This window comes from Microbacterium sp. MMO-10 (assembly GCF_037148715.1).
Classification (GTDB): domain Bacteria; phylum Actinomycetota; class Actinomycetes; order Actinomycetales; family Microbacteriaceae; genus Microbacterium.
In genome coordinates, this window is the sequence record NZ_JBBCSV010000004.1 from 671,131 (window position 1) to 689,975 (window position 18,845).

21 protein-coding genes are annotated in these 18,845 nt (G+C 70.8%); 19 read left to right on the plus strand and 2 right to left on the minus strand.

Going from position 1 to position 18,845, the window contains the following annotated elements; genetic code table 11:
- Window positions 1-58: 58 nt before the first annotated feature.
- The gene (lexA, locus tag WFJ17_RS15850; RefSeq protein WP_251447192.1) at window positions 59-745 is read right to left on the minus strand and encodes a transcriptional repressor LexA; all 687 of its coding nucleotides are present in this window, start codon (window positions 743-745) and stop codon (window positions 59-61) included.
- A 325-nt stretch (window positions 746-1,070) separates the two neighbouring features.
- Between lexA and WFJ17_RS15855 the strand changes: the two genes are divergently transcribed.
- From WFJ17_RS15855 to WFJ17_RS15880, 6 genes are all read left to right on the plus strand, one after another.
- Window positions 1,071-1,427: a LysM peptidoglycan-binding domain-containing protein gene (locus tag WFJ17_RS15855; RefSeq protein WP_336648913.1), complete on the plus strand. Its 357-nt coding sequence runs from the start codon at window positions 1,071-1,073 to the stop codon at window positions 1,425-1,427.
- 98 nt (window positions 1,428-1,525) lie between these two features.
- Window positions 1,526-2,611: a histidinol-phosphate transaminase gene (locus WFJ17_RS15860; protein WP_336648914.1), complete on the plus strand. Its 1,086-nt coding sequence runs from the start codon at window positions 1,526-1,528 to the stop codon at window positions 2,609-2,611.
- Window positions 2,608-3,210, plus strand: coding sequence for an imidazoleglycerol-phosphate dehydratase HisB (gene hisB / locus WFJ17_RS15865; protein ID WP_251447199.1), 603 nt, complete (start codon window positions 2,608-2,610; stop codon window positions 3,208-3,210). The genes WFJ17_RS15860 and hisB overlap by 4 nt, the downstream gene beginning before the upstream one ends.
- Window positions 3,207-3,857, plus strand: a complete 651-nt coding sequence (gene hisH / locus WFJ17_RS15870) for an imidazole glycerol phosphate synthase subunit HisH (protein WP_251447201.1) — start codon at window positions 3,207-3,209, stop codon at window positions 3,855-3,857. The genes hisB and hisH overlap by 4 nt, the downstream gene beginning before the upstream one ends.
- Window positions 3,858-3,967: 110 nt before the next feature.
- Window positions 3,968-4,714: a bifunctional 1-(5-phosphoribosyl)-5-((5-phosphoribosylamino)methylideneamino)imidazole-4-carboxamide isomerase/phosphoribosylanthranilate isomerase PriA gene (gene priA, locus WFJ17_RS15875; protein WP_251447203.1), complete on the plus strand. Its 747-nt coding sequence runs from the start codon at window positions 3,968-3,970 to the stop codon at window positions 4,712-4,714.
- Window positions 4,698-5,519 carry an SseB family protein gene (locus WFJ17_RS15880; protein WP_336648915.1) on the plus strand — a complete coding sequence of 274 codons (822 nt, stop codon included), beginning with the start codon at window positions 4,698-4,700 and terminating at the stop codon, window positions 5,517-5,519. Before priA ends, WFJ17_RS15880 begins: the two co-directional genes overlap by 17 nt.
- Before the next feature lie 25 nt (window positions 5,520-5,544).
- Here WFJ17_RS15880 and WFJ17_RS15885 read toward each other — a convergent pair whose 3' ends face one another.
- Window positions 5,545-5,931: a DUF1844 domain-containing protein gene (locus WFJ17_RS15885; RefSeq protein WP_251447207.1), complete on the minus strand. Its 387-nt coding sequence runs from the start codon at window positions 5,929-5,931 to the stop codon at window positions 5,545-5,547.
- 323 nt (window positions 5,932-6,254) lie between these two features.
- Between WFJ17_RS15885 and infC the strand changes: the two genes are divergently transcribed.
- The 13 genes from infC to pheT all read left to right on the plus strand — a co-directional run bounded on the left by infC (window position 6,255) and on the right by pheT (window position 18,803).
- Window positions 6,255-6,857 carry a translation initiation factor IF-3 gene (infC, locus tag WFJ17_RS15890; RefSeq protein WP_374208788.1) on the plus strand — a complete coding sequence of 201 codons (603 nt, stop codon included), beginning with the start codon at window positions 6,255-6,257 and terminating at the stop codon, window positions 6,855-6,857.
- Between the two features lie 90 nt (window positions 6,858-6,947).
- Window positions 6,948-7,142, plus strand: coding sequence for a 50S ribosomal protein L35 (gene rpmI / locus WFJ17_RS15895; protein ID WP_182253581.1), 195 nt, complete (start codon window positions 6,948-6,950; stop codon window positions 7,140-7,142).
- Between the two features lie 32 nt (window positions 7,143-7,174).
- Window positions 7,175-7,561: a 50S ribosomal protein L20 gene (rplT, locus tag WFJ17_RS15900; protein WP_336648916.1), complete on the plus strand. Its 387-nt coding sequence runs from the start codon at window positions 7,175-7,177 to the stop codon at window positions 7,559-7,561.
- A gap of 83 nt (window positions 7,562-7,644) precedes the next feature.
- Window positions 7,645-8,445, plus strand: a complete 801-nt coding sequence (locus tag WFJ17_RS15905; protein WP_251447209.1) for a TrmH family RNA methyltransferase — start codon at window positions 7,645-7,647, stop codon at window positions 8,443-8,445.
- A gap of 80 nt (window positions 8,446-8,525) precedes the next feature.
- The gene (locus tag WFJ17_RS15910) at window positions 8,526-9,194 is read left to right on the plus strand and encodes a response regulator transcription factor (RefSeq protein ID WP_251447211.1); all 669 of its coding nucleotides are present in this window, start codon (window positions 8,526-8,528) and stop codon (window positions 9,192-9,194) included.
- Window positions 9,195-9,196: 2 nt separating this feature from the next.
- Window positions 9,197-10,591 carry a sensor histidine kinase gene (locus WFJ17_RS15915; RefSeq protein ID WP_251447213.1) on the plus strand — a complete coding sequence of 465 codons (1,395 nt, stop codon included), beginning with the start codon at window positions 9,197-9,199 and terminating at the stop codon, window positions 10,589-10,591.
- A complete protein-coding gene (locus tag WFJ17_RS15920) occupies window positions 10,588-11,580 on the plus strand; it encodes a TAXI family TRAP transporter solute-binding subunit (protein WP_336648917.1) in 993 nt (330 codons plus the stop codon). The genes WFJ17_RS15915 and WFJ17_RS15920 overlap by 4 nt, the downstream gene beginning before the upstream one ends.
- A 197-nt stretch (window positions 11,581-11,777) precedes the next feature.
- Window positions 11,778-12,542, plus strand: a complete 765-nt coding sequence (locus WFJ17_RS15925) for an amino acid ABC transporter ATP-binding protein (protein WP_251447217.1) — start codon at window positions 11,778-11,780, stop codon at window positions 12,540-12,542.
- A gap of 42 nt (window positions 12,543-12,584) precedes the next feature.
- Window positions 12,585-13,493, plus strand: a complete 909-nt coding sequence (locus WFJ17_RS15930) for a glutamate ABC transporter substrate-binding protein (RefSeq protein WP_251447219.1) — start codon at window positions 12,585-12,587, stop codon at window positions 13,491-13,493.
- Between the two features lie 101 nt (window positions 13,494-13,594).
- Entirely contained in the window at window positions 13,595-14,251 is a 657-nt protein-coding gene (locus WFJ17_RS15935) for an amino acid ABC transporter permease (protein WP_251447221.1), read from the plus strand.
- Window positions 14,248-15,195 (plus strand): amino acid ABC transporter permease, encoded by a 948-nt coding sequence (locus WFJ17_RS15940; protein WP_251447223.1) that lies wholly within the window; start codon window positions 14,248-14,250, stop codon window positions 15,193-15,195. Before WFJ17_RS15935 ends, WFJ17_RS15940 begins: the two co-directional genes overlap by 4 nt.
- A 27-nt stretch (window positions 15,196-15,222) precedes the next feature.
- The gene (gene pheS / locus WFJ17_RS15945; RefSeq protein WP_442927995.1) at window positions 15,223-16,281 is read left to right on the plus strand and encodes a phenylalanine--tRNA ligase subunit alpha; all 1,059 of its coding nucleotides are present in this window, start codon (window positions 15,223-15,225) and stop codon (window positions 16,279-16,281) included.
- A complete protein-coding gene (pheT, locus tag WFJ17_RS15950; RefSeq protein ID WP_336648918.1) occupies window positions 16,281-18,803 on the plus strand; it encodes a phenylalanine--tRNA ligase subunit beta in 2,523 nt (840 codons plus the stop codon). Before pheS ends, pheT begins: the two co-directional genes overlap by 1 nt.
- Window positions 18,804-18,845 lie beyond the last annotated feature (42 nt).

Consider the following 18,845-nt stretch of genomic DNA (forward strand, 5'->3'; position numbering starts at 1 on the left):
TCGGTGCGCAGAGGGGGTATCGACGCGGATGGCTCGATGGCGCGATGGCGCGTGAGGATCAGACGGCGCGCAGCACGGCCACGACCTTGCCCAGAACGGTCGCGTCATCGCCCAGGATGGGCTCGAACGCGCTGTTGCGCGGCAGCAGCCACACGTGACCGTCGCGGCGGCGGAACGTCTTGACGGTGGCCTCGCCGTCGAGCATCGCGGCGACGATCTCGCCGTTCTCGGCCGTGCCCTGGGAGCGTACGACCACCCAGTCCCCGTCGCAGATTGCGGCGTCGATCATCGACTCGCCGGAGACCTTCAGCATGAACAGGTCGCCCTTGCCGACGAGCTGGCGGGGGAGGGGGAAGATCTCCTCGACCTGCTGCTCCGCCGTGATCGGCACACCCGCCGCGATCCGGCCGACGAGCGGCACCAGGGCCGCGTCGCCGACCGACGGCGCCGTGTCGGCGGGGTTCTCCGTGGAGGTCCCCGGGAGGTCGATCAGCACCTCCATGGCGCGGGTCTTGCCGGCGTCGCGGCGCAGGTAGCCGCTCAGCTCGAGCTGGCCGAGCTGATGCGTCACGCTGCTCAGCGACTTGAGGCCGACGGCGTCGCCGATCTCGCGCATGCTCGGCGGGTAGCCGTACCGGGCGATCGAGGTCTGGATGACCTCGAGGATCGCCATCTGCTTCGCACTGAGGCTCTTGCGGCGCCGCGTCCGCGGGGCCTCGGAGCCGGGGGTCGCGCCGTCGCTCATGCCATCTCCTTCGTGTGCGTCCGGCCTTCGCGGAGCCGTTCGATCCCGCCTGTCCGGGGGCGGCGGTTCGAATGTCGGTGGTCCGTGATGGGGTCTTGTTATCGAAACCGTATCCGAGACCGGAGCGGAATCGGTAGATCTGTTCGAGCGTGTCGATGAATTCGGATCCCCGATTTTCGAAGAACGCTTGACAGATGTTCGAACTCGAAAGTAGTTTCGGAACGTAGGTTCGCCTCTCCAGAGGCCCGGACCCCCGGAAGCTCACACAGAGGAGCTATCGGGATCCGGGGAGAGGCGGACCCGCACACAACAGAGGAGAAGCACCATGAGCAGCATCACCTTCGCCGCACCGGTCCCCGCCACGCGTCTGCGGATCACCGCCCGCGGTCGGCGCGTGCTGGCGGCGCTGGTCGCGCTGCCGGTGGCGGCCGGGATCGCCTTCGCCGCACTGAGCGGGGGATCGGCTCTCGCCGCGGGCGAGCACACCGCGGGAGGTGCGTTCGCGACGGTCACGGTGCAGCCCGGGGACACGCTGTGGTCGATCGCGGGCGAGATCGCACCCGACGCGGATCCGCGTGACGTCGTGGCCGACATCTCCCAGCTCAACATGATCGGCGGCGGCGTGATCGAGGTCGGTCAGCACCTGGCGATCCCCGCGCAGTACAGCGCGACGCAGCGCTGACTCGCACCGCTTCGGACTCGGCACCCGTGCTCCGCCGGAGCTCTGCAACCGCCGACATCTGTGCGCCGGTGCACATCCGAGCCGCCTAGCATGGCAGGGTGACTGCCTCGCTCGACGACTTACCCCTTCGTGACGACCTCCGCGGGCTCCGCCCGTATGGAGCCCCGCAGGCGCCGCTGCCCGTGGCGCTGAACGTGAACGAGAACACCCATCCGGTGCCCGAGAGCGTCGCGAGCGACATCCTCGACGACATCGCGGTGGCGCTGCGCGACGTGAACCGCTACCCGGACCGCGAGTTCACCGAGCTCCGGGAGGCGTTCGCCGGCTACCTCGGCCACGGCCTCGAAGCCTCGAACATCTGGGCGGGCAACGGATCCAACGAGGTGCTCCAGCACATCCTCCAGGCGTTCGCCGGTCCCGGGCGCACGGTGTTCGGCTTCGCCCCGACGTACTCGATGTACCCCCTGCTGACCCAGGGGACGGGTGCGACCTGGGTCGCCGGTACGAGGCACCCCGACTACGAGATCACCGTCGACGAGGCGGTCGCGCAGGTGCGCGAGCACGACCCCGACGTGATCCTGCTCTGCGCGCCGAACAACCCCACCGGGACGCCCCTTCCGCTCGAGGTGGTCGAGGCCGTCTACGACGCCGCCCGCGGCATCGTCATCGTGGACGAGGCGTACCAGGAGTTCGCTCCCAAGGACTCGCCCTCCGCGCTGTCCCTGCTCGACGGGCGGCCGCGGCTGGCCGTCTCGCGCACGATGAGCAAGGCCTTCGCCTTCGCCGGGGCGCGGGTCGGCTACCTCGCCGCGGACCCCGCGTTCATCGACGCGCTCCGTCTGGTGCGGCTGCCCTACCACCTCAGCGCGCTGACCCAGGCAGCGGCGATCGCGGCGCTGCGCAACGCGCCGATCATGCTGGGGATGGTCGATGAGATCGTCTCCCAGCGGGATCGCATCACCGCGACCCTCGAGGCGCTGGGATACGCACCGCATCGCTCCTGGTCGAACTTCGTGCTGTTCGGCGGCGTGACCGACCCCGCCGCGACCTGGCGCGCGCTCTACGACAAGGGGGTCCTGATCCGTGATGTCGGGATCCCGAATCACCTGCGCGTCACGGCCGGCACCGAGGCCGAGACCACCGCGTTCCTGGACGCGCTCGCCTCGATAGGATCGGCCTCATGACCGCTCGTTCCGCCCGCCGCACCCGCTCCACCTCCGAGTCGACGATCGAGCTCGAGCTGAACCTGGACGGCACCGGTCAGAGCCACATCGACACCTCGGTGCCCTTCTTCGACCACTTGCTCACCGCGTTCGCGAAGCACTCGCTGACCGACCTCACGGTGCGCGCCTCGGGCGACATCCACATCGACGCGCACCACACGGTGGAGGACGTCGCGATCGTGCTCGGCCAGGCGATCCGGGAGGCCCTCGGCGACAAGAGCGGGATCTCCCGCTACGGCGATGCGCTCGTGCCCCTGGACGAGGCGCTCGTGCAGGCCGTCGTCGACATCTCCGGGCGGCCGTACCTCGTGCACGAGGGCGAGCCGGCGGGCTACGAGCACCACCTCATCGGCGGTCACTTCACGGGTTCCCTCGTGCGGCACGTCTTCGAGGCCATCGCCTACAACGCCGCCCTCACCGTGCACGTGCGCGTGATCAGCGGCCGCGACCCGCACCACATCGCGGAGGCCGAGTTCAAGGCGTTCGCGCGTGCGTTCCGGCAGGCGAAGGCCCTCGACCCGCTGGTGGTCGGTGTGCCGTCGACCAAGGGCGCCCTGTGAGCGCGTCCGCCGAGGGGCGTCGCCCCACCGTCGCGGTGTTCGACTACGGCTCCGGCAACGTGCACTCGGCCGTGAAGGCGCTCATCCGCGCCGGCGCGGACGCCCGGCTGACCGGCGATCGCACGGAGGCCCTCGAGGCGGACGGACTCGTGGTCCCTGGTGTGGGCGCGTTCGCCGCCGTCCGCGAGGCCCTGGCCGCTCACCGCGGCGATGAGATCATCGAGCGTCGCCTCGCCGGCGGTCGCCCGGTGCTGGGGATCTGCGTCGGCATGCAGGTGCTGTTCGCCGGCGGGGTCGAGCGCGGCGCCGAGGTCGACGGGCTCGGCGAATGGCCGGGAGTGGTGACGGAGCTCGATGCTCCGGTGCTCCCGCACATGGGCTGGAACACCGTCGAGCCGGACGAGGGCAGCGTGCTGTTCCGCGGCATCGAGCACGAACGGTTCTACTTCGTGCACTCGTTCGCCGCGCAGTCCTGGGAGCTGGAGGTCATGCCCCCGTTCCCGCAGCCGCGGCTCACCTGGGCGGAGCACGGATCCCGATTCCTCGCGGCTGTCGAGAACGGACCGCTCTCGGCCACGCAGTTCCACCCGGAGAAGTCCGGCGATGCGGGGATCCGGCTTCTGGGCAACTGGATCTCCACGCTCTGACCTCCGCGGCCGTGCGGCGGAGGGGATTGGTGCCCCACCGTCGCCCGGACTACTCTCTTCTCTCGTGCCGAGCCTGCAGCGGGCCGGCGCACCGTGACCCGAAGGACGACATGAACGAGTTCGCGCAGTCCCCCTCCCTGACCCTCCTCCCGGCCGTCGACGTGGCCGGCGGTCAGGCCGTGCGCCTGACCCAGGGCGAGGCCGGAAGCGAGACCAGCTACGGCGATCCGCTCGACGCGGCCGCCGAGTGGGTCGACCAGGGCGCCGAGTGGATCCACCTCGTCGACCTCGACGCGGCGTTCGGCCGCGGCAGCAACGCGCCCATCCTGCGTCGCGTCATCAAGCAGTTCCGCGGCGTCAACGTCGAGCTCTCCGGCGGGATCCGCGACGACGCGAGCCTCGAGGCCGCGATGGAGTCGGGCGCCGCCCGGATCAACCTCGGCACGGCCGCGCTGGAGAACCCCGAGTGGGCCGCCGATGTGATCGCCCGGTACGGCGACGCGGTCGCGGTCGGCCTCGACGTCCGCGGCACGACGCTCGCGGCGCGCGGCTGGACCAAGGAGGGCGGCGACCTCTGGACGGTGCTGGACCGCCTGGAGGACGCGGGCTGCAGCCGCTACGTGGTCACGGACGTGACGAAGGACGGCACCCTCAAGGGCCCGAACCTCGACCTGCTCCGCGAGATCACCGCGCGCACCCCGAAGCCCGTCGTGGCCTCGGGCGGCATCGCCAACCTCGACGACATCGCCGCGCTGCGCGAGCTCGTGCCGCTCGGCGTCGAGGGCGCGATCGTCGGCAAGGCGCTGTACGCCGGTGCGTTCACCCTGGCCGAGGCGCTGGATGTCGCCGGATCCTGACGACACCGCGTCCGCGGCGTGCGACCACGACCACGGCCCGCACGCCTTGGCCGGGACCGGAGACTCCGCCGGCGTGCCCTGGGCCGGTCGGTCATTCCAGGAGAACACCCGCGCCGGTGACGACGGGTCGGCGGATCCGGCGCTCTGGGATGCGCTGACGCGCTTCCGCGCGGGGGAGGGCTCCCAGGTCGAGGTCGTGGACGCGTTCCGCGCCGCGCGCGTGCTGGTGCCCCTCGTCGCGGAGAAGGGCGAGGAGGGTGTCGCCCCGTCCGGCCTGACCGTGGACAAGACGCAGGAGCTGTCGCTCGTGACGGTCGCCTCGCCGGACGGACGCACGGTCCAGCCGGCGTTCACGAGCGTCGACACCCTGCGCGCATGGGACCCCGTGGCGCGCCCCATCCCGGTCGAGGCCGCGCGGGTCGCGCTGTCTGCGTCGTCCGGCGACGCCGAGCTGATCGTGCTGGATCCCGGATCCGCGACCGAGTTCGTGCTGCGCCGCCCCGCCGTGTGGGCGGTCGCGCAGGGCCAGCCCTGGGAGCCGAGCTTCTTCTCGCCCGAGGTCTACGCCGGGCTGCAGGCGAGCGTCGGCAGCGAGCTCGCCGTGATCGACGTCTCCGTCTCGGCGGGCGACCCGGACGCGCGGCTGCGCGGCCCCGAGCTCGTGGTGACCCTCGAGCTCGTGCAGGGCATGGACCGCGAGACGCTGGACGCGGTGCTGGCGCGTCTCGCCCAGCGCTGGGCTGCGGACGACCGGATCGCCGTGCTGGTCGACTCGCTCACGGTGCGGCTGCGCGCCGGCGCCTGAGCTCCGCCCCGGAGGGCGGGCCCGGTCAGGTGACCGGGCCGGTCCACTTCTCGCCCGGGCCCTGACCGATCGGGTCGGGGATCACGGACGCCTCGCGGAAGGCGAGCTGCACCGAACGCAGGCCGTCGCGCAGGGACCGCGCGTGCATGTCGCTGATCTCCGGTGCTGCGGCGGTGATGAGCCCGGCGAGCGCGTTGATGAGCTTGCGGGCCTCGTCCAGGTCCTTCTGCGATTCTGGGTCGTCGGCGAGGCCGACCTTGACGGCGGCGGCGCTGAGCAGGTGCACGGCGGCCGTGGTGATGACCTCGACGGCGGCGACGTCGGCGATGTCGCGGGCCGCTCCCGCGGCGCCGTCATCGGTCGTGGAGACGGGGGAGACGTGCTCGTGGCCGTCGGGCGCGGGAGTGCTCACTGTGCCGGCTTTCCGAAGGTCTTGCCTTCTGATAGACTTCTGCGGGCTCCGGGGCTTAGGCCCCGGCACGAAAGAGGATTCACTTCCCACCCGCGCTTGCCGCTCAAGGCTACCGGGTCCAGCACTCCGCCGATTCACGTCGGTAGCCCGAGTCATCTCGGGAGGCACCGCGCAGCGACAGCTGTGCAGGCGTCAGGGTGCCGCCGGCGTCTGAGTGCCGGCGGGTGGGACGATTCCGCTTTCGCCCGTGATCCGTCCGGATCGCGGTGGCCGAAACCATCGTCTAAGGAGTCCGCATCAGCGATCCCCGCACCAATGAGCGCATCCGCGTCCCCGAGGTCCGCCTCGTCGGTCCCGCGGGTGAGCAGATCGGCGTCGTCCGCATCGAGGCCGCGCTGCGTCTCGCGCAGGAAGCCGACCTCGACCTCGTCGAGGTGGCCCCGAACTCGAAGCCTCCCGTGGTCAAGATCATGGACTACGGCAAGTTCAAGTACGAGGCTGCGCAGAAGGCGAAGGAAGCTCGCCGCAACCAGGCGAACACCATCCTCAAGGAGGTGCGCTTCCGTCTGAAGATCGAGGCGCACGACTACACGACCAAGCTCAAGCGCGCCGAGGGCTTCCTCAAGTCCGGCGACAAGGTGAAGGCGATGATCCTGTTCCGCGGTCGCGAGCAGTCCCGTCCCGAGCAGGGCGTGCGGCTCCTCCGCAAGTTCGCCGAGGACGTGGCCGAGTTCGGCACGGTGGAGTCCAACCCCACCATCGACGGACGCAACATGGTCATGGTGATCGCCCCGCTCAAGAACAAGTCCGAGGCGAAGGCCGAGCAGAACGCGGTGCGCGACGCGCAGCGCGCGGCCAACAAGCAGGCCGCCCGCGACGCCAAGGCGCCCGCGGCGCCGAGCGCCCCGGCCGCACCGGCTGAGTGATCCGCCGGATCCCGTAGCCCCACACAGACCTCCCGCTGCATGCGGGCAGAACCCTGTCGCCCAGCTGGGCGCCATACGAAGGAAGAGAAGATGCCGAAGCAGAAGACCCACTCGGGTGCCAAGAAGCGCTTCAAGATCACCGGCAGCGGCAAGCTGAAGAAGCAGCAGGCCGGCATGCGCCACAACCTCGAGCTGAAGTCGAGCCGTCGCACCCGCCGCCTCAACCAGGACCAGGTGCTGTCGAAGGCAGACGCCAAGGTCGCCAAGAAGCTCCTCGGCCGCTGACGCGCCCGATCGCACGATAGGAATACACGAAAATGGCTAGAGTCAAGCGCGCCGTCAACGCTCAGAAGAAGCGCCGCGTCATCCTCGAGCGCGCCTCGGGTTACCGTGGCCAGCGCTCGCGCCTGTACCGCAAGGCGAAGGAGCAGGTCACCCACTCCCTCGTCTACGCGTACCGCGACCGTCGCAAGCGCAAGGGCGACTTCCGTCGTCTGTGGATCCAGCGCATCAACGCCGCTGCCCGCCAGAACGGCATCACGTACAACCGCTTCATCCAGGGCCTCGGTCTCGCCGGCGTCCAGGTCGACCGCCGCATGCTCGCCGAGCTCGCGGTGAACGAGCCGGCGACCTTCGCCGATCTCGTCGAGACGGCCCGCAAGGCTCTGCCGGCGGACGTCAACGCGCCCAAGTCGGCTGCGTAAGCACGGTTCCTGAGCCCGTCGAAGGGCTCGAAGGGGCGTCGTCCGTGAGGACGGCGCCCCTTCCGTGTCCCTAGACTGTGAGCGTGCTGGAGAATCCCCGATCCCCGCGCGTGCGCGCCGTCGCCAAGCTGACCAAGCGCAGTGCCCGAACCGAGACCGGCCTGTTCCTCCTGGAGGGGCCGCAGGCGGTCCGCGAGGCGCTGTCCTACCGCCCGGACGCGATCGTGGAGCTCTTCGCGACGCCGACCGCATGGGACCGGCACACCGACCTGCGTCATGCCGCCGCCGAGGCCGACGTGCGCCTCGAGTACGTGACCGAGTTCGTCCTCGCGGCGATGGCCGACACCGTCACCCCGCAGGGCGTGGTGGCCGTCGCGCGGCAGACGCCGACATCGGTCCGCGACATCTTCGCCGCATCGCCGCGCCTCATCGCGATCTGCGAGGAGGTGCGCGATCCCGGAAACCTCGGCACGATCATCCGCGCCGCCGACGCCACCGGCGCGGACGCCGTCGTGCTCACCGGTCGCACGGTCGACCTGTACAACCCGAAGGTGGTGCGCTCGACCACGGGATCCCTGTTCCATCTCCCCGTCTCTGTCGGGGGCGATCTCGCCGACGTCGTCGCCCGCGCACACGCCGCGGGCCTTCAGGTGGTCGCCGCCGACGTGAAGGGCGACGATCTGCTCGCGGCGCGGGCGGAGGGGGCGCTGGCCCGGCCGACGGCGTGGCTGTTCGGCAACGAGGCGCGCGGCCTCGAGGACGACGCGCTCGAGCTCGCGGACCGGGCGCTGCGGCTCCCGATCTTCGGCCGCGCGGAATCGTTGAACCTCGCGACCGCGGCGAGCGTGTGCCTCTACGAGAGCGCGTTCGCGCAGCGCGCCTGACCGGCTTCCCCGGCCGGGACGGCTGATACCGTGGTGCGGATCCGGTCGACGGAGCCGGGGCACGCGAGGGGACGGCGTTCATGAAGATCCTGATCGTCGAGGACGACGAGCGCGTGGCGGACGCCCTCGCCGGATTCCTGGGCCGCGCCGGCTACGCGGTGGAGCGCGCCGGCGACGGACGCGGTGCGCTCGAGATGCTCGGCACCGACACCGAGGCGGTCATCCTGGACCTCGGGCTCCCCGACATCGACGGGATCGAGCTGTGCCGTCGCATCCGCACGGTCAGCGGCGTGCCGATCCTCATCGCCACGGCGCGCAGCCAGGTGCACGAGCGCATCCGCGGGCTGCGGGCCGGGGCCGACGACTTCCTCGTCAAGCCGTACGACGTGCAGGAGCTCCTCGCCCGCATCGAAGCGGTGACGCGCCGCAGCCAGGCGATCGGCGGGGGGCTGGGCCAGGTCGGCATCGACATCGACGGTGTCCGCATCGACCTCGTCGCGCGCCGGGTGCTGGTCGACGGCGAGCCGGTGGAGCTGACCCGCAAGGAGTTCGACGTCATCGCGGTGCTGGCCCGGTATCCGGGCGTCGCCGTGCCGCGGGAGCGCCTCATCCGCGAGGTGTGGAACACCGACTGGCAGAGCTTCGCCCGTTCGCTCGAGGTGCATGTCGCCTCCATCCGCCGCAAGATCGGCCGTCCCGCGCTCATCGAGACCGTGCGCGGGATCGGATACCGCCTGACGGGCCTCTGACCGTGCGCCGTCGTCTGTTCGTCGTGTTCCTGGTGCCGCTGGCGGCGGTGCTGCTGCTGCTCGGCGGCGCGTACGGATGGGCGGCCTCGCGCAGCGTGCAGCAGTCCTTCTACACCCAGCAGATCGGCGATATCGGCACGTTCGTGACGAGCGCGCGCCAGGCGCTGCTCTCGGGCAGCGCCGAGGTCCTGGACGGGGAGCTGCGCCGCTACAGCGCGCTGTACGGAACACGGGTGGTCGTCGTCGACCGCTCCGGGCGACCCTGGTCGCCGCAGCAGGCCGACGCGGAGGTGCTCGACCAGCCGACCGCCGACAAGGTGCAGCTCGCGCTCTCCGGGCGGCGCAGCGACCTGCCCGAGCCGGTGCTGCTGCCGTGGCAGTTCGCGGAGCAGTCCCTCGTCGAGCCCATCTTCGACGGCAGCGACGTGATCGGCGCGGTGGTGATGTCCGCGAGCGTGGACGCGCCGCGCTCCGAGATCGTGCGGCAGTGGATCCTGCTCGGCGTCGTGAGCGTGCTCGCGATCGGAGTCGGCCTGCTCGTGGTCGTGCGTCTGGCCGGCTGGGTGCTGCGCCCGGTGCACCGGGTGGACGAGGCGATGGAGGCGATCGAACGCGGCGACATGGAGGCGCGGATCGCCGACGACACGGGCCCGCCGGAACTGCACCGGATGATCCTGCTGTTCAACCGGATGGCGGAGGAGATCGAGCGGGTGGTGTCGCGCCAGCAGGAGTTCGCGCTCAACGCCTCGCACGAGCTGCGCAACCCCCTGAGCGCGCTCCTGCTGCGGGTGGAGTCGCTCGCGACCGGCCTGGACCGCAGCTGGGACCGCGACGTCGAGGCGACCCGGGAGGAGGGACGCCGCATGACCCGGATCCTGGACACCCTGCTCGCGTTCGCGCGCGGCGCGGATCCGGCTCCGTCGCGCGATCCGATCGACCTCGTCGCCCTCGCGCGCCGCCGGGTGGAGTCCTGGCGGGACGCGGCGGCGGCGAAGGGCGTCGCCCTGGTCCTGCTCGCCCCCGGGCCGGGGGCCGGCGGCCGCGTGCTCTCCAGCACCGATGAGACGATCGCGGAGAGCGCGCTCGACGCGGTGATCGACAACGCGGTGAAGTTCTCGCCCGCGGGCGCGCAGATCGAGGTCACCGCGGCGCGCGTCCAGGACCGATGCGAGCTGACGGTGCGCGACCACGGTCCTGGACTGCCCGAGGAGGAGCTCGCGCACGCGACCGACCGGTTCTGGCGCAGCGATCGCACGCGCACCACGCCGGGCACGGGTCTCGGCCTCGCCATCGCCACCGATCTGCTCGCCACCGTCGATGCGGGCGTGCGGGTCGAGGCGGCCGACGGCGGCGGCCTCCGCGTGGTGCTGATGCTGCCCGGGACGGAGACGCGATGAGTGCGGATGCCGGCCGTCGCGTGCGCGGGAGGACCCGGGCGGCGCGGGCGCTCGCCCTGGTGCTGTGCCTGCTGACCGTGCTCGGACTGGCGGCCTGCGCCCAGGCCGATCGCGGCTGGGCGGACCGGCCGCAGGCGATCGCCGGCGGGGGAGCGACGGGCGTGTACTACGCGTACGGGCAGCGGTTCGCGGCCGCGCTGAGCGCGCACCTCGGCGCGACGTTCAGCGCGCAGGCGACCAACGGATCCGTCGACAACCTGGAGCGCATCGGCGCGGGCACCGCCGTGCTCGGCTTCGCGCAGGGCGACGCCGTGGCCGACGCCGTCGCGGGCACCGGAGCGTTCTCCGAGCCGCTCCCGATCGTGGCGGTGGCGCGGCTGTACGACGAGTACGTGCACATCGTGGTGCGGGCGGGGTCGGACGTGCACGACCTCCGCGACCTCGCCGGACGCGCGGTCTCGCTCGGCGCGCGCGGCTCCGGCGTGGATCTCGTCGCCCGGCGGATCCTCGGGGCGGCGGACGTCGATCCGGCCGGCATCCGCAACCCGGAGCTCGGGCTGGAGGCCTCGATCGGGGCCTTGCGGCGCGGCGAGATCGACGGCTTCTTCTGGGTGGGCGGGCTGCCCACGCCCGGTATCGCCACGCTCGCCGCGGACACCCCGATCCGGCTGCTGTCGATCCCGCCGGCGGTCGTCGACGCGGTCAACGCCGCGCACGCGGGCGCGTACCGGCAGGCGGACTTCCCCGTCGGCGCCTACGGCATCGACGCGTCGACCGTGACGATGACGGTGCCCAACTACCTGGTCACGCGTGCCGACGCCCCCGAAGGGCTCATCCACGACGCGACCGCGGTGCTGTTCGAGCAGCGCGGCGAGATCGCCCGGGGCGCCCCGGCCGCCGCCCTGCTCGATCGTCGTCAGGCGATCTTCACGGACCCGATCGCCCTGCACGACGGCGCGGTGCGCTACTACCGCGAGACCCACGACTGAGGTCGCGACCCCCTCCTCCGGAACATCGTCGTCGCCGGCGGGAAACACCCCGGAAACCGGAGCGACGAAACCCTCAAGGAATCCTCAAGCGAGGCGTTCCGTGGGCCGCGGAGCCAATAACGTCATCGCGTCGGGGCCCGCAGGGTCCTGGCGATAACCCGAACCATCCGGCCATTCGATTCATCGGAGAGTCAGTCATGACCGACGTCACCCCTGCTGCCCTCGGCGCCCCTCTCGTGGTCGTGCAGAACGTGCAGAAGCACTACGGCGAATTCCAGGCGCTGACCGACATCGACCTCACCGTGCACAAGGGCGAGGTGGTCGTGATCATCGGTCCGTCCGGATCCGGCAAGTCCACGCTCTGCCGCACGATCAACCGCCTGGAGACGATCACCAGCGGTTCCATCACGATCGACGGCGAGGAGCTGCCCGCGGAGGGCAAGGGCCTCGCCCAGCTCCGCGCGGACGTCGGCATGGTGTTCCAGTCGTTCAACCTCTTCGCGCATCTGACGATCCTGGAGAACGTCACCCTCGGTCCCATCAAGGTGCGCGGGATGAAGAAGGCGGACGCCGAGAAGGAGGCCATGCAGCTCCTCGAGCGCGTCGGGGTCGCCAAGCAGGCCTCCAAGCTCCCCGCGCAGCTCTCCGGCGGTCAGCAGCAGCGCGTCGCGATCGCACGGGCGCTCGCCATGCACCCGAAGGTGATGCTCTTCGACGAGCCGACCAGCGCCCTGGATCCGGAGATGATCACGGAGGTGCTCGACGTCATGGTCGAGCTCGCCGCGAGCGGCATGACGATGATCGTCGTCACGCACGAGATGGGCTTCGCGCGCAAGGCCGCGAACCGCGTCGTGTTCATGGCCGACGGCCGGATCCTCGAGGAGGCCGAGCCCGAGGAGTTCTTCACGAACCCGCAGTCGGACCGGGCCAAGGACTTCCTGTCCAAGCTGCTCACCCACTGACTTGATCCCCGCACCACAGCACCTGCACCGAAGGAGAAGCACATGCGAAAGTCACGGATCCTCACCGGCATCGGCATCGCCGCCGTCGCCCTGATCGCCCTCACGGGCTGCAACAGCGGCAGCCCGACCAGCCCCGGCGCGACCGGGGAGGGCGTCGCCCCCACCAGCGACAAGCCGCTGTTCGAGGTCGCCAAGGACGTCAAGCTCGAGGGCAGCCCCACGTTCGACCGGATCACCAAGAACGGCAAGATCACGATCGGCGTCAAGGAGGACCAGCCGGGTCTCGGCTTCAAGGACGCGACCACGGGCGAGCGCACCGGCTTCGACGTCGACATCGCGCGCTGGATCGCCGCGTCGCTCGGCTACAGCGAGGACAAGATCGAGTTCAAGGCGATCCCCTCCGCGAACCGTGAGCAGTCGATCGTGAACGGCGACATCGACTACTACGTGGGCACCTACTCGATCACCGACAAGCGCAAGGCCGTGATCGACTTCGCCGGCCCCTACTTCGTCACGGGGCAGGGCCTGCTCGTCCGCAAGGGCGAGGACACGATCAAGAGCGAGAAGGACCTCGCCGGCAAGACCGTGTGCTCGGCGACCGGATCCACGCCGCTGCAGAACATCCAGGCGAACTTCCCCGACACCAAGACGGTCGGCCTCGACCTGTACTCCGCGTGCGTGGAGCAGCTGATCAACAAGCAGGTCGACGCGGTCACGACGGACCAGGCGATCCTCATCGGCTACGCCGCGCAGGATCCCGAGGAGCTCAAGGTCGTCGGCGAGCCCTTCACGACCGAGCGCTACGGAGTCGGCCTCGCCAAGGGCGACACCGCGCTGCAGACGTTCATCAACACGATGTTCACCGACGGAGGGGACACCTGGACCGCGATCTTCGAGAAGAACCTGGGGGCGAGCGGCCTGAAGGTCACTCAGCCCGCAGTCGACAAGTGATCCGGGGCGGCCGGCGGGGCTGATCCCCGCCGGCCGCGTCTTCCCTCCCGGCGTCCGCGGACGCCTCCGAACCCAGTCCTCGAACTCGAAGGAGAGATGGCGTGGATGCACTCCTGGGCAACCTCGACCTGTGGGGTCAGGCGACCCTCAATACGGTCCTGCTCTTCCTCGGCGGCGGCGCGCTGGCCCTCGTGCTCGGCACGGTCGTGGGCGCCATGCGCGTCTCGCCCGTCCCGATCGCACGGGGCGTCGGCACCGTCTACGTGAACCTCGTCCGCAACACCCCGCTGACCCTGGTGTTCTTCTTCTTCGTGTTCGGATATCCGAAGCTCGACCTCCCGGAGATCCCGTTCATGCCGCTGGGCATCATCGCCCTCGGCATCTACACGGCCACCTATGTCGCCGAGGTGCTCCGCGCCGGCATCAACACGGTGCCCGTCGGGCAGGCGGAGGCGGCGCGCGCGATCGGCCTCTCCTTCGGACAGGTGATGACCCTGGTCGTCATGCCGCAGGCGTTCCGCTCGGTCGTGCCGCCCATGATGAGCGTGTTCATCGCGCTGCTGAAGAACACCACGGTCGCCGCGGGCTTCTCCATCGCCGAGCTCGCCGCCCTCCGCGCCACGGTCGCCGATTCGGCGAACCGGCCCGGCACGGTCATGGAGATCCTGCTCTGGGTCGCCGTCGTGTTCATCGTCCTCGTGTTCCTGCTGAGCCTCGTGCAACGGCACTTCGAGAAGAAGTGGAGGATCGTCCGATGAGCGGCGCATCCGTTCTCTACGACGTCCCCGGTCCCCGTGCGGTGCTGCGCAACCGCATCCTCGGTCTCGTGACGGTACTGATCGTCCTCGCCGCCGTCGGCTTCATCGTGTACCGCTTCGCGGCCACGGGCCAGTTCGACGCGAGCCGCTGGAACCTCTTCACCTACTCGCTCGTGTGGCAGGGCATGGCCCAGGCGCTGTGGGCGACGGTGAGCGCGTTCCTCGCCGCCGGCGTCGGCAGCATCGTGCTCGGCTTCGTGCTCGCGATCGGACGGCTCTCGGACCACGCCTGGGTGCGGGTCCCGGTCACCGTGGTGATCGAGCTGCTGCGCGCCGTGCCGGTGCTGGTCATGATGATGATCTTCTTCTACGGCGTGAACTCGATCCCCGGATCCACGTTCCGGATGTCGGCCTACGCCGCGGTCGTGATCGGCCTGGTGCTCTACAACGGCTCGGTGCTCGCCGAGGCGCTGCGCGCCGGCATCGAGGCGCTCCCGAGGGGCCAGAAGGAGGCCGGGTACGCGATCGGCCTGCGCAAGTCCGGCGTGATGGCGTTCATCCTGCTGCCGCAGGCGATCCGCGCCATGCTGCCGGTCATCGTCGCCCAGCTCGTGGTGACGCTCAAGGACACCGCGCTCGGCTTCATCATCACCTACCCCGAGCTCATCTACTACGCGAAGTACCTCAGCTCGCAGCCGGGCCGCCCGCTCCTGCAGGCCGGGCTCATCGTCGCCGTGATCTACATCTCGATGTGCCTGATCCTCTCCGGCATCGCGAAGTGGCTCGAGGTGCGCACCCGGCGCTCGCCGAAGATGAAGGGCTACACCCCGGATGCGGGCGGTGGCGATCCTCGGATCCACGACGGCAGCACCGTCACGGAGGTCATCGCGATGCAGCGCGGCGCGGGCAAGTTCGACGGCACCAGCACCGGTCCGAGCGTCTGAGCCTGCGGGTGCGCGCCGGTAGACTCGATTCTCGTGTCCGACAACGCACAGACTTCCCCTGAGATCACGCCCGAGGCGGTGGAGACCGCCGTCGAGGCCGCGCTCGCCGCGATCGGATCCGCGGCAGACACCGCCGAGCTGAAGGCGGCACGCGCCGCGCACGTCGCCGAGGGGTCGCCGCTCGCGATCCTCAACGCGTCGATGCGCCAGGTCGCGCCCGAGCACAAGGCGGCGTTCGGCAAGCTCATCGGCCAGGGCCGCGGGCGTGTCACGCAGGCCCTCGCGGCGAAGGAGGCGGAGCTGGCCGAGGCCGAGACCGCCGCGCGCCTCGAGGCCGAGCGGGTCGACATGACCGCGGTCGCCTCGCGCAGCCGCGTCGGCGCCCGGCATCCGCTGACCCTGCTGCAGGATCAGATCAGCGACGTGTTCGTCGGCATGGGCTGGGAGATCGCCGAAGGCCCCGAGCTCGAGCACGAGTGGTTCAACTTCGACGCGCTGAACTTCGACGTCGACCACCCGGCGCGTCAGGAGCAGGACACGTTCTACGTGGATCCGCCCTCGCGCCACCTCGTCATGCGCACGCACACCAGCCCGGTGCAGGTGCGCTCGATGCTCGACCGCGAGGTGCCGATCTACGTGCTCTGCCCCGGACGGGTGTACCGCACCGACGAGTTCGACGCGACGCACCTTCCCGTCTTCACGCAGTTCGAGGGCCTCGTCGTCGACAAGGGCATCTCGATGGCCCACCTCAAGGGCACGCTCGACCACGTCGCGCGCCAGCTCTTCGGCCCGGAGGCGAAGACCCGCTTCCGCACGAACTTCTTCCCCTTCACGGAGCCGTCCGCCGAACTGGACCTCTGGCACCCGACCTTCAAGGGCGGCGCGCGCTGGATCGAGTGGGGCGGCTGCGGCATGATCAGCCCCAACGTGCTGCGCGCGGCGGGGATCGACCCCGACGTGTACAGCGGCTTCGCGTTCGGCATGGGCGTCGAGAGGGCGCTCATGTTCCGCAGCGACGTGCAGGACATGCGCGACATGGCAGAGGGCGATGTCCGGTTCAGCGAGCAGTTCGGGATGGTGGTGTGATGCGCGTCCCGCTTTCGTGGCTGCGTGAGTACGTGGATGTGGCCGACTCGGCGACGCCGGACGACGTCTTCGCGGCGCTCGTCTCGGTGGGCTTCGAGGAGGAGGAGCTGCACGGCTTCGGCATCTCGGGTCCGGTCGTGGTGGGACAGGTGCTCTCCTTCGAGGACGAGCCCCAGTCCAACGGCAAGACCATCCGGTGGTGTCAGGTCGACGTCGGTGACGCCCAGGGGGGCGTCCGCGGCATCGTCTGCGGTGCGCACAACTTCGCCGTGGGGGACAAGGTCGTCGTGACCCTGCCCGGCGCGGTGCTGCCCGGGCCGTTCCCGATCGCCGCGCGCAAGACCTACGGGCACGTCTCGGACGGCATGATCGCGTCCGCGCGCGAGCTGGGCCTCGGCGACGAGCACAACGGGATCCTCATCCTGTCCGAGCTCGGCATCGACGCGCCCGTCGGAACCGACGCGATCGCCCTGCTGGGGCTGGACGACGTGGCCGTCGACATCAACGTCACCCCCGACCGCGGCTATGCGTTCTCGATCCGCGGCGTCGCGCGCGAGTACGCGCACGCGACCGGCGCGGCCTTCCGCGACCCCGCGGAGCGCGACTTCGCCGAGCTCCAGCCCGGCACGGGCTTCACCGCCGTCGTCGAGGACGCGGCGCCGATCCGCGGCAACGCCGGGGCGACCGAGTTCGTGACGCGCGTGGTGCGCGACGTGGATCCGTCCCGTCCCACCCCGCCGTGGATGATCGCCCGCCTCACGCTCGCGGGCATGCGCTCGCTCGGCGTGCTCGTCGACATCACGAACTACGTGATGCTCGAGCTCGGCAACCCCGTGCACGGCTACGACCTGGACAAGCTAGACGGGAACATCGTGATCCGTCGTGCCGCGGAGGGCGAGACCATGGTCACGCTCGACGGCCAGGAGCGCACGCTCAGCGCCGAGGACCTCCTCATCACCGACGGATCGGGGCCGATCGGCCTGGCCGGCGTCATGGGCGGCGGCACCACGGAGATGAGCGAGACCACCCGCAACGTGCTGATCGAGGCTGCCACGTTCGATCCGATCACGATCGCGCGTTCGGCGCGCCGCCACAAGCTCCCGAGCGAGGCCTCCAAGCGCTTCGAGCGCGGTGTGGATCCGCTCATCCCGTTCGCGGCGGCGCGGCGCGTGGCCGACCTCATGGTCGAGCTCGCGGGCGGCACGCTGACCGACGAGGGCGGTGCGCTCTTCGCCGAGGTCTTCGTCTCGGGCATCGAGCTGCCGGCCGGCTTCGTGCAGGGGCTCATCGGCGTCGACTACACGGACGCCGAGGTGACCGGCGCCCTCGAGACGATCGGCGCCGAGGTGACCCCGGTCGACGCTTCGACGGGCTCAGGGGCCGGCTGGACCGTGATCCCGCCGAGCTGGCGGCCCGACCTCACCGACAAGTGGACGCTGGCCGAGGAGGTCGCGCGCATCCACGGACTGGACCGGATCCCGTCCGTGCTGCCCACGCCGCCGTCCGGTCGTGGACTCACCGACCTGCAGCAGGGTCGGCGTCGCGTCGCGAACGCCCTGTCCGCCGCGGGGCTCGTGGAGACCCCGGCGTTCCCGTTCACGACGCAGGAGCAGAACGATCTGCACGGCTCGGCCTCGGGGGAGAGCATCCCCGGCGTGCGCCTGGCCAACCCGCTCGACGGGCAGGCGCCGTTCCTGCGCCGTTCGCTGCTTCCCGGCCTGCTGCAGATCGCGCACCGCAACCTCGCGCGCGGCCTCGTCGATCTCGCGATCTTCGAGACCGGCATCGTGTTCCTGCCCGAGCCCGGCGTCGTGTACGGCACCGACGAGGTGCCGCCGCTGGGCGCCAAGCCCTCGGACGAGACGCTCGCGGCGCTGAACGCCTCGATCCCGCCGCAGGCCCGCCATCTCGCGGCGCTGTTCACGGGGCACGTCACTCCCCGCCAGCCCGGGCGAGCGGCCGAGGAGTACGGACTCAGCGAGGCGCTCGACGCCGTGCGCGTCGTCGCCGAGGCGGCGGGCGTCCCGATCGAGGTCGTGCAGGGAACCCGTGCCGCGCTCCATCCGGGACGCACGGGCGTGCTCCGGGTGCGCGGCGTCGAGGTCGGCTACGTCGGTGAGCTGCACCCGCAGGTGTCCGCGGATGCGGATCTGCCGGGACGCGCGGTGGTGCTCGAGCTCGATCTCGACGGCGTCCTGGCACGGGCGGGGGAGCGCGTGGTCGCGGCCTCGCTGTCGACCTACCCCGCCGCGACCCAGGACGTGTCGCTCGTGGTGGACGCGGGGATCCCCGCGGCGGAGGTGAGCGCGGCGCTCTCCGAGGGTTCCGGTGCGCTCCTCGAGTCGGTCCGCCTCGTCGACGACTACCGCGGCGAGGGCGTTCCGGCCGGATCCAAGAGCCTCAGCTTCGCGCTGCGGTTCCGGGCAGAGGACCGCACCCTCACCGCCGCCGAGGCGACCGAGGCCAAGCTCGCGGGCGTCGCCGTGGCGACCGAGCGGTTCGGAGCCCAGCTCCGCGACTGAGACGCCGCATTCCGGGGAACGGATCCGTTACACGGCGGAAAC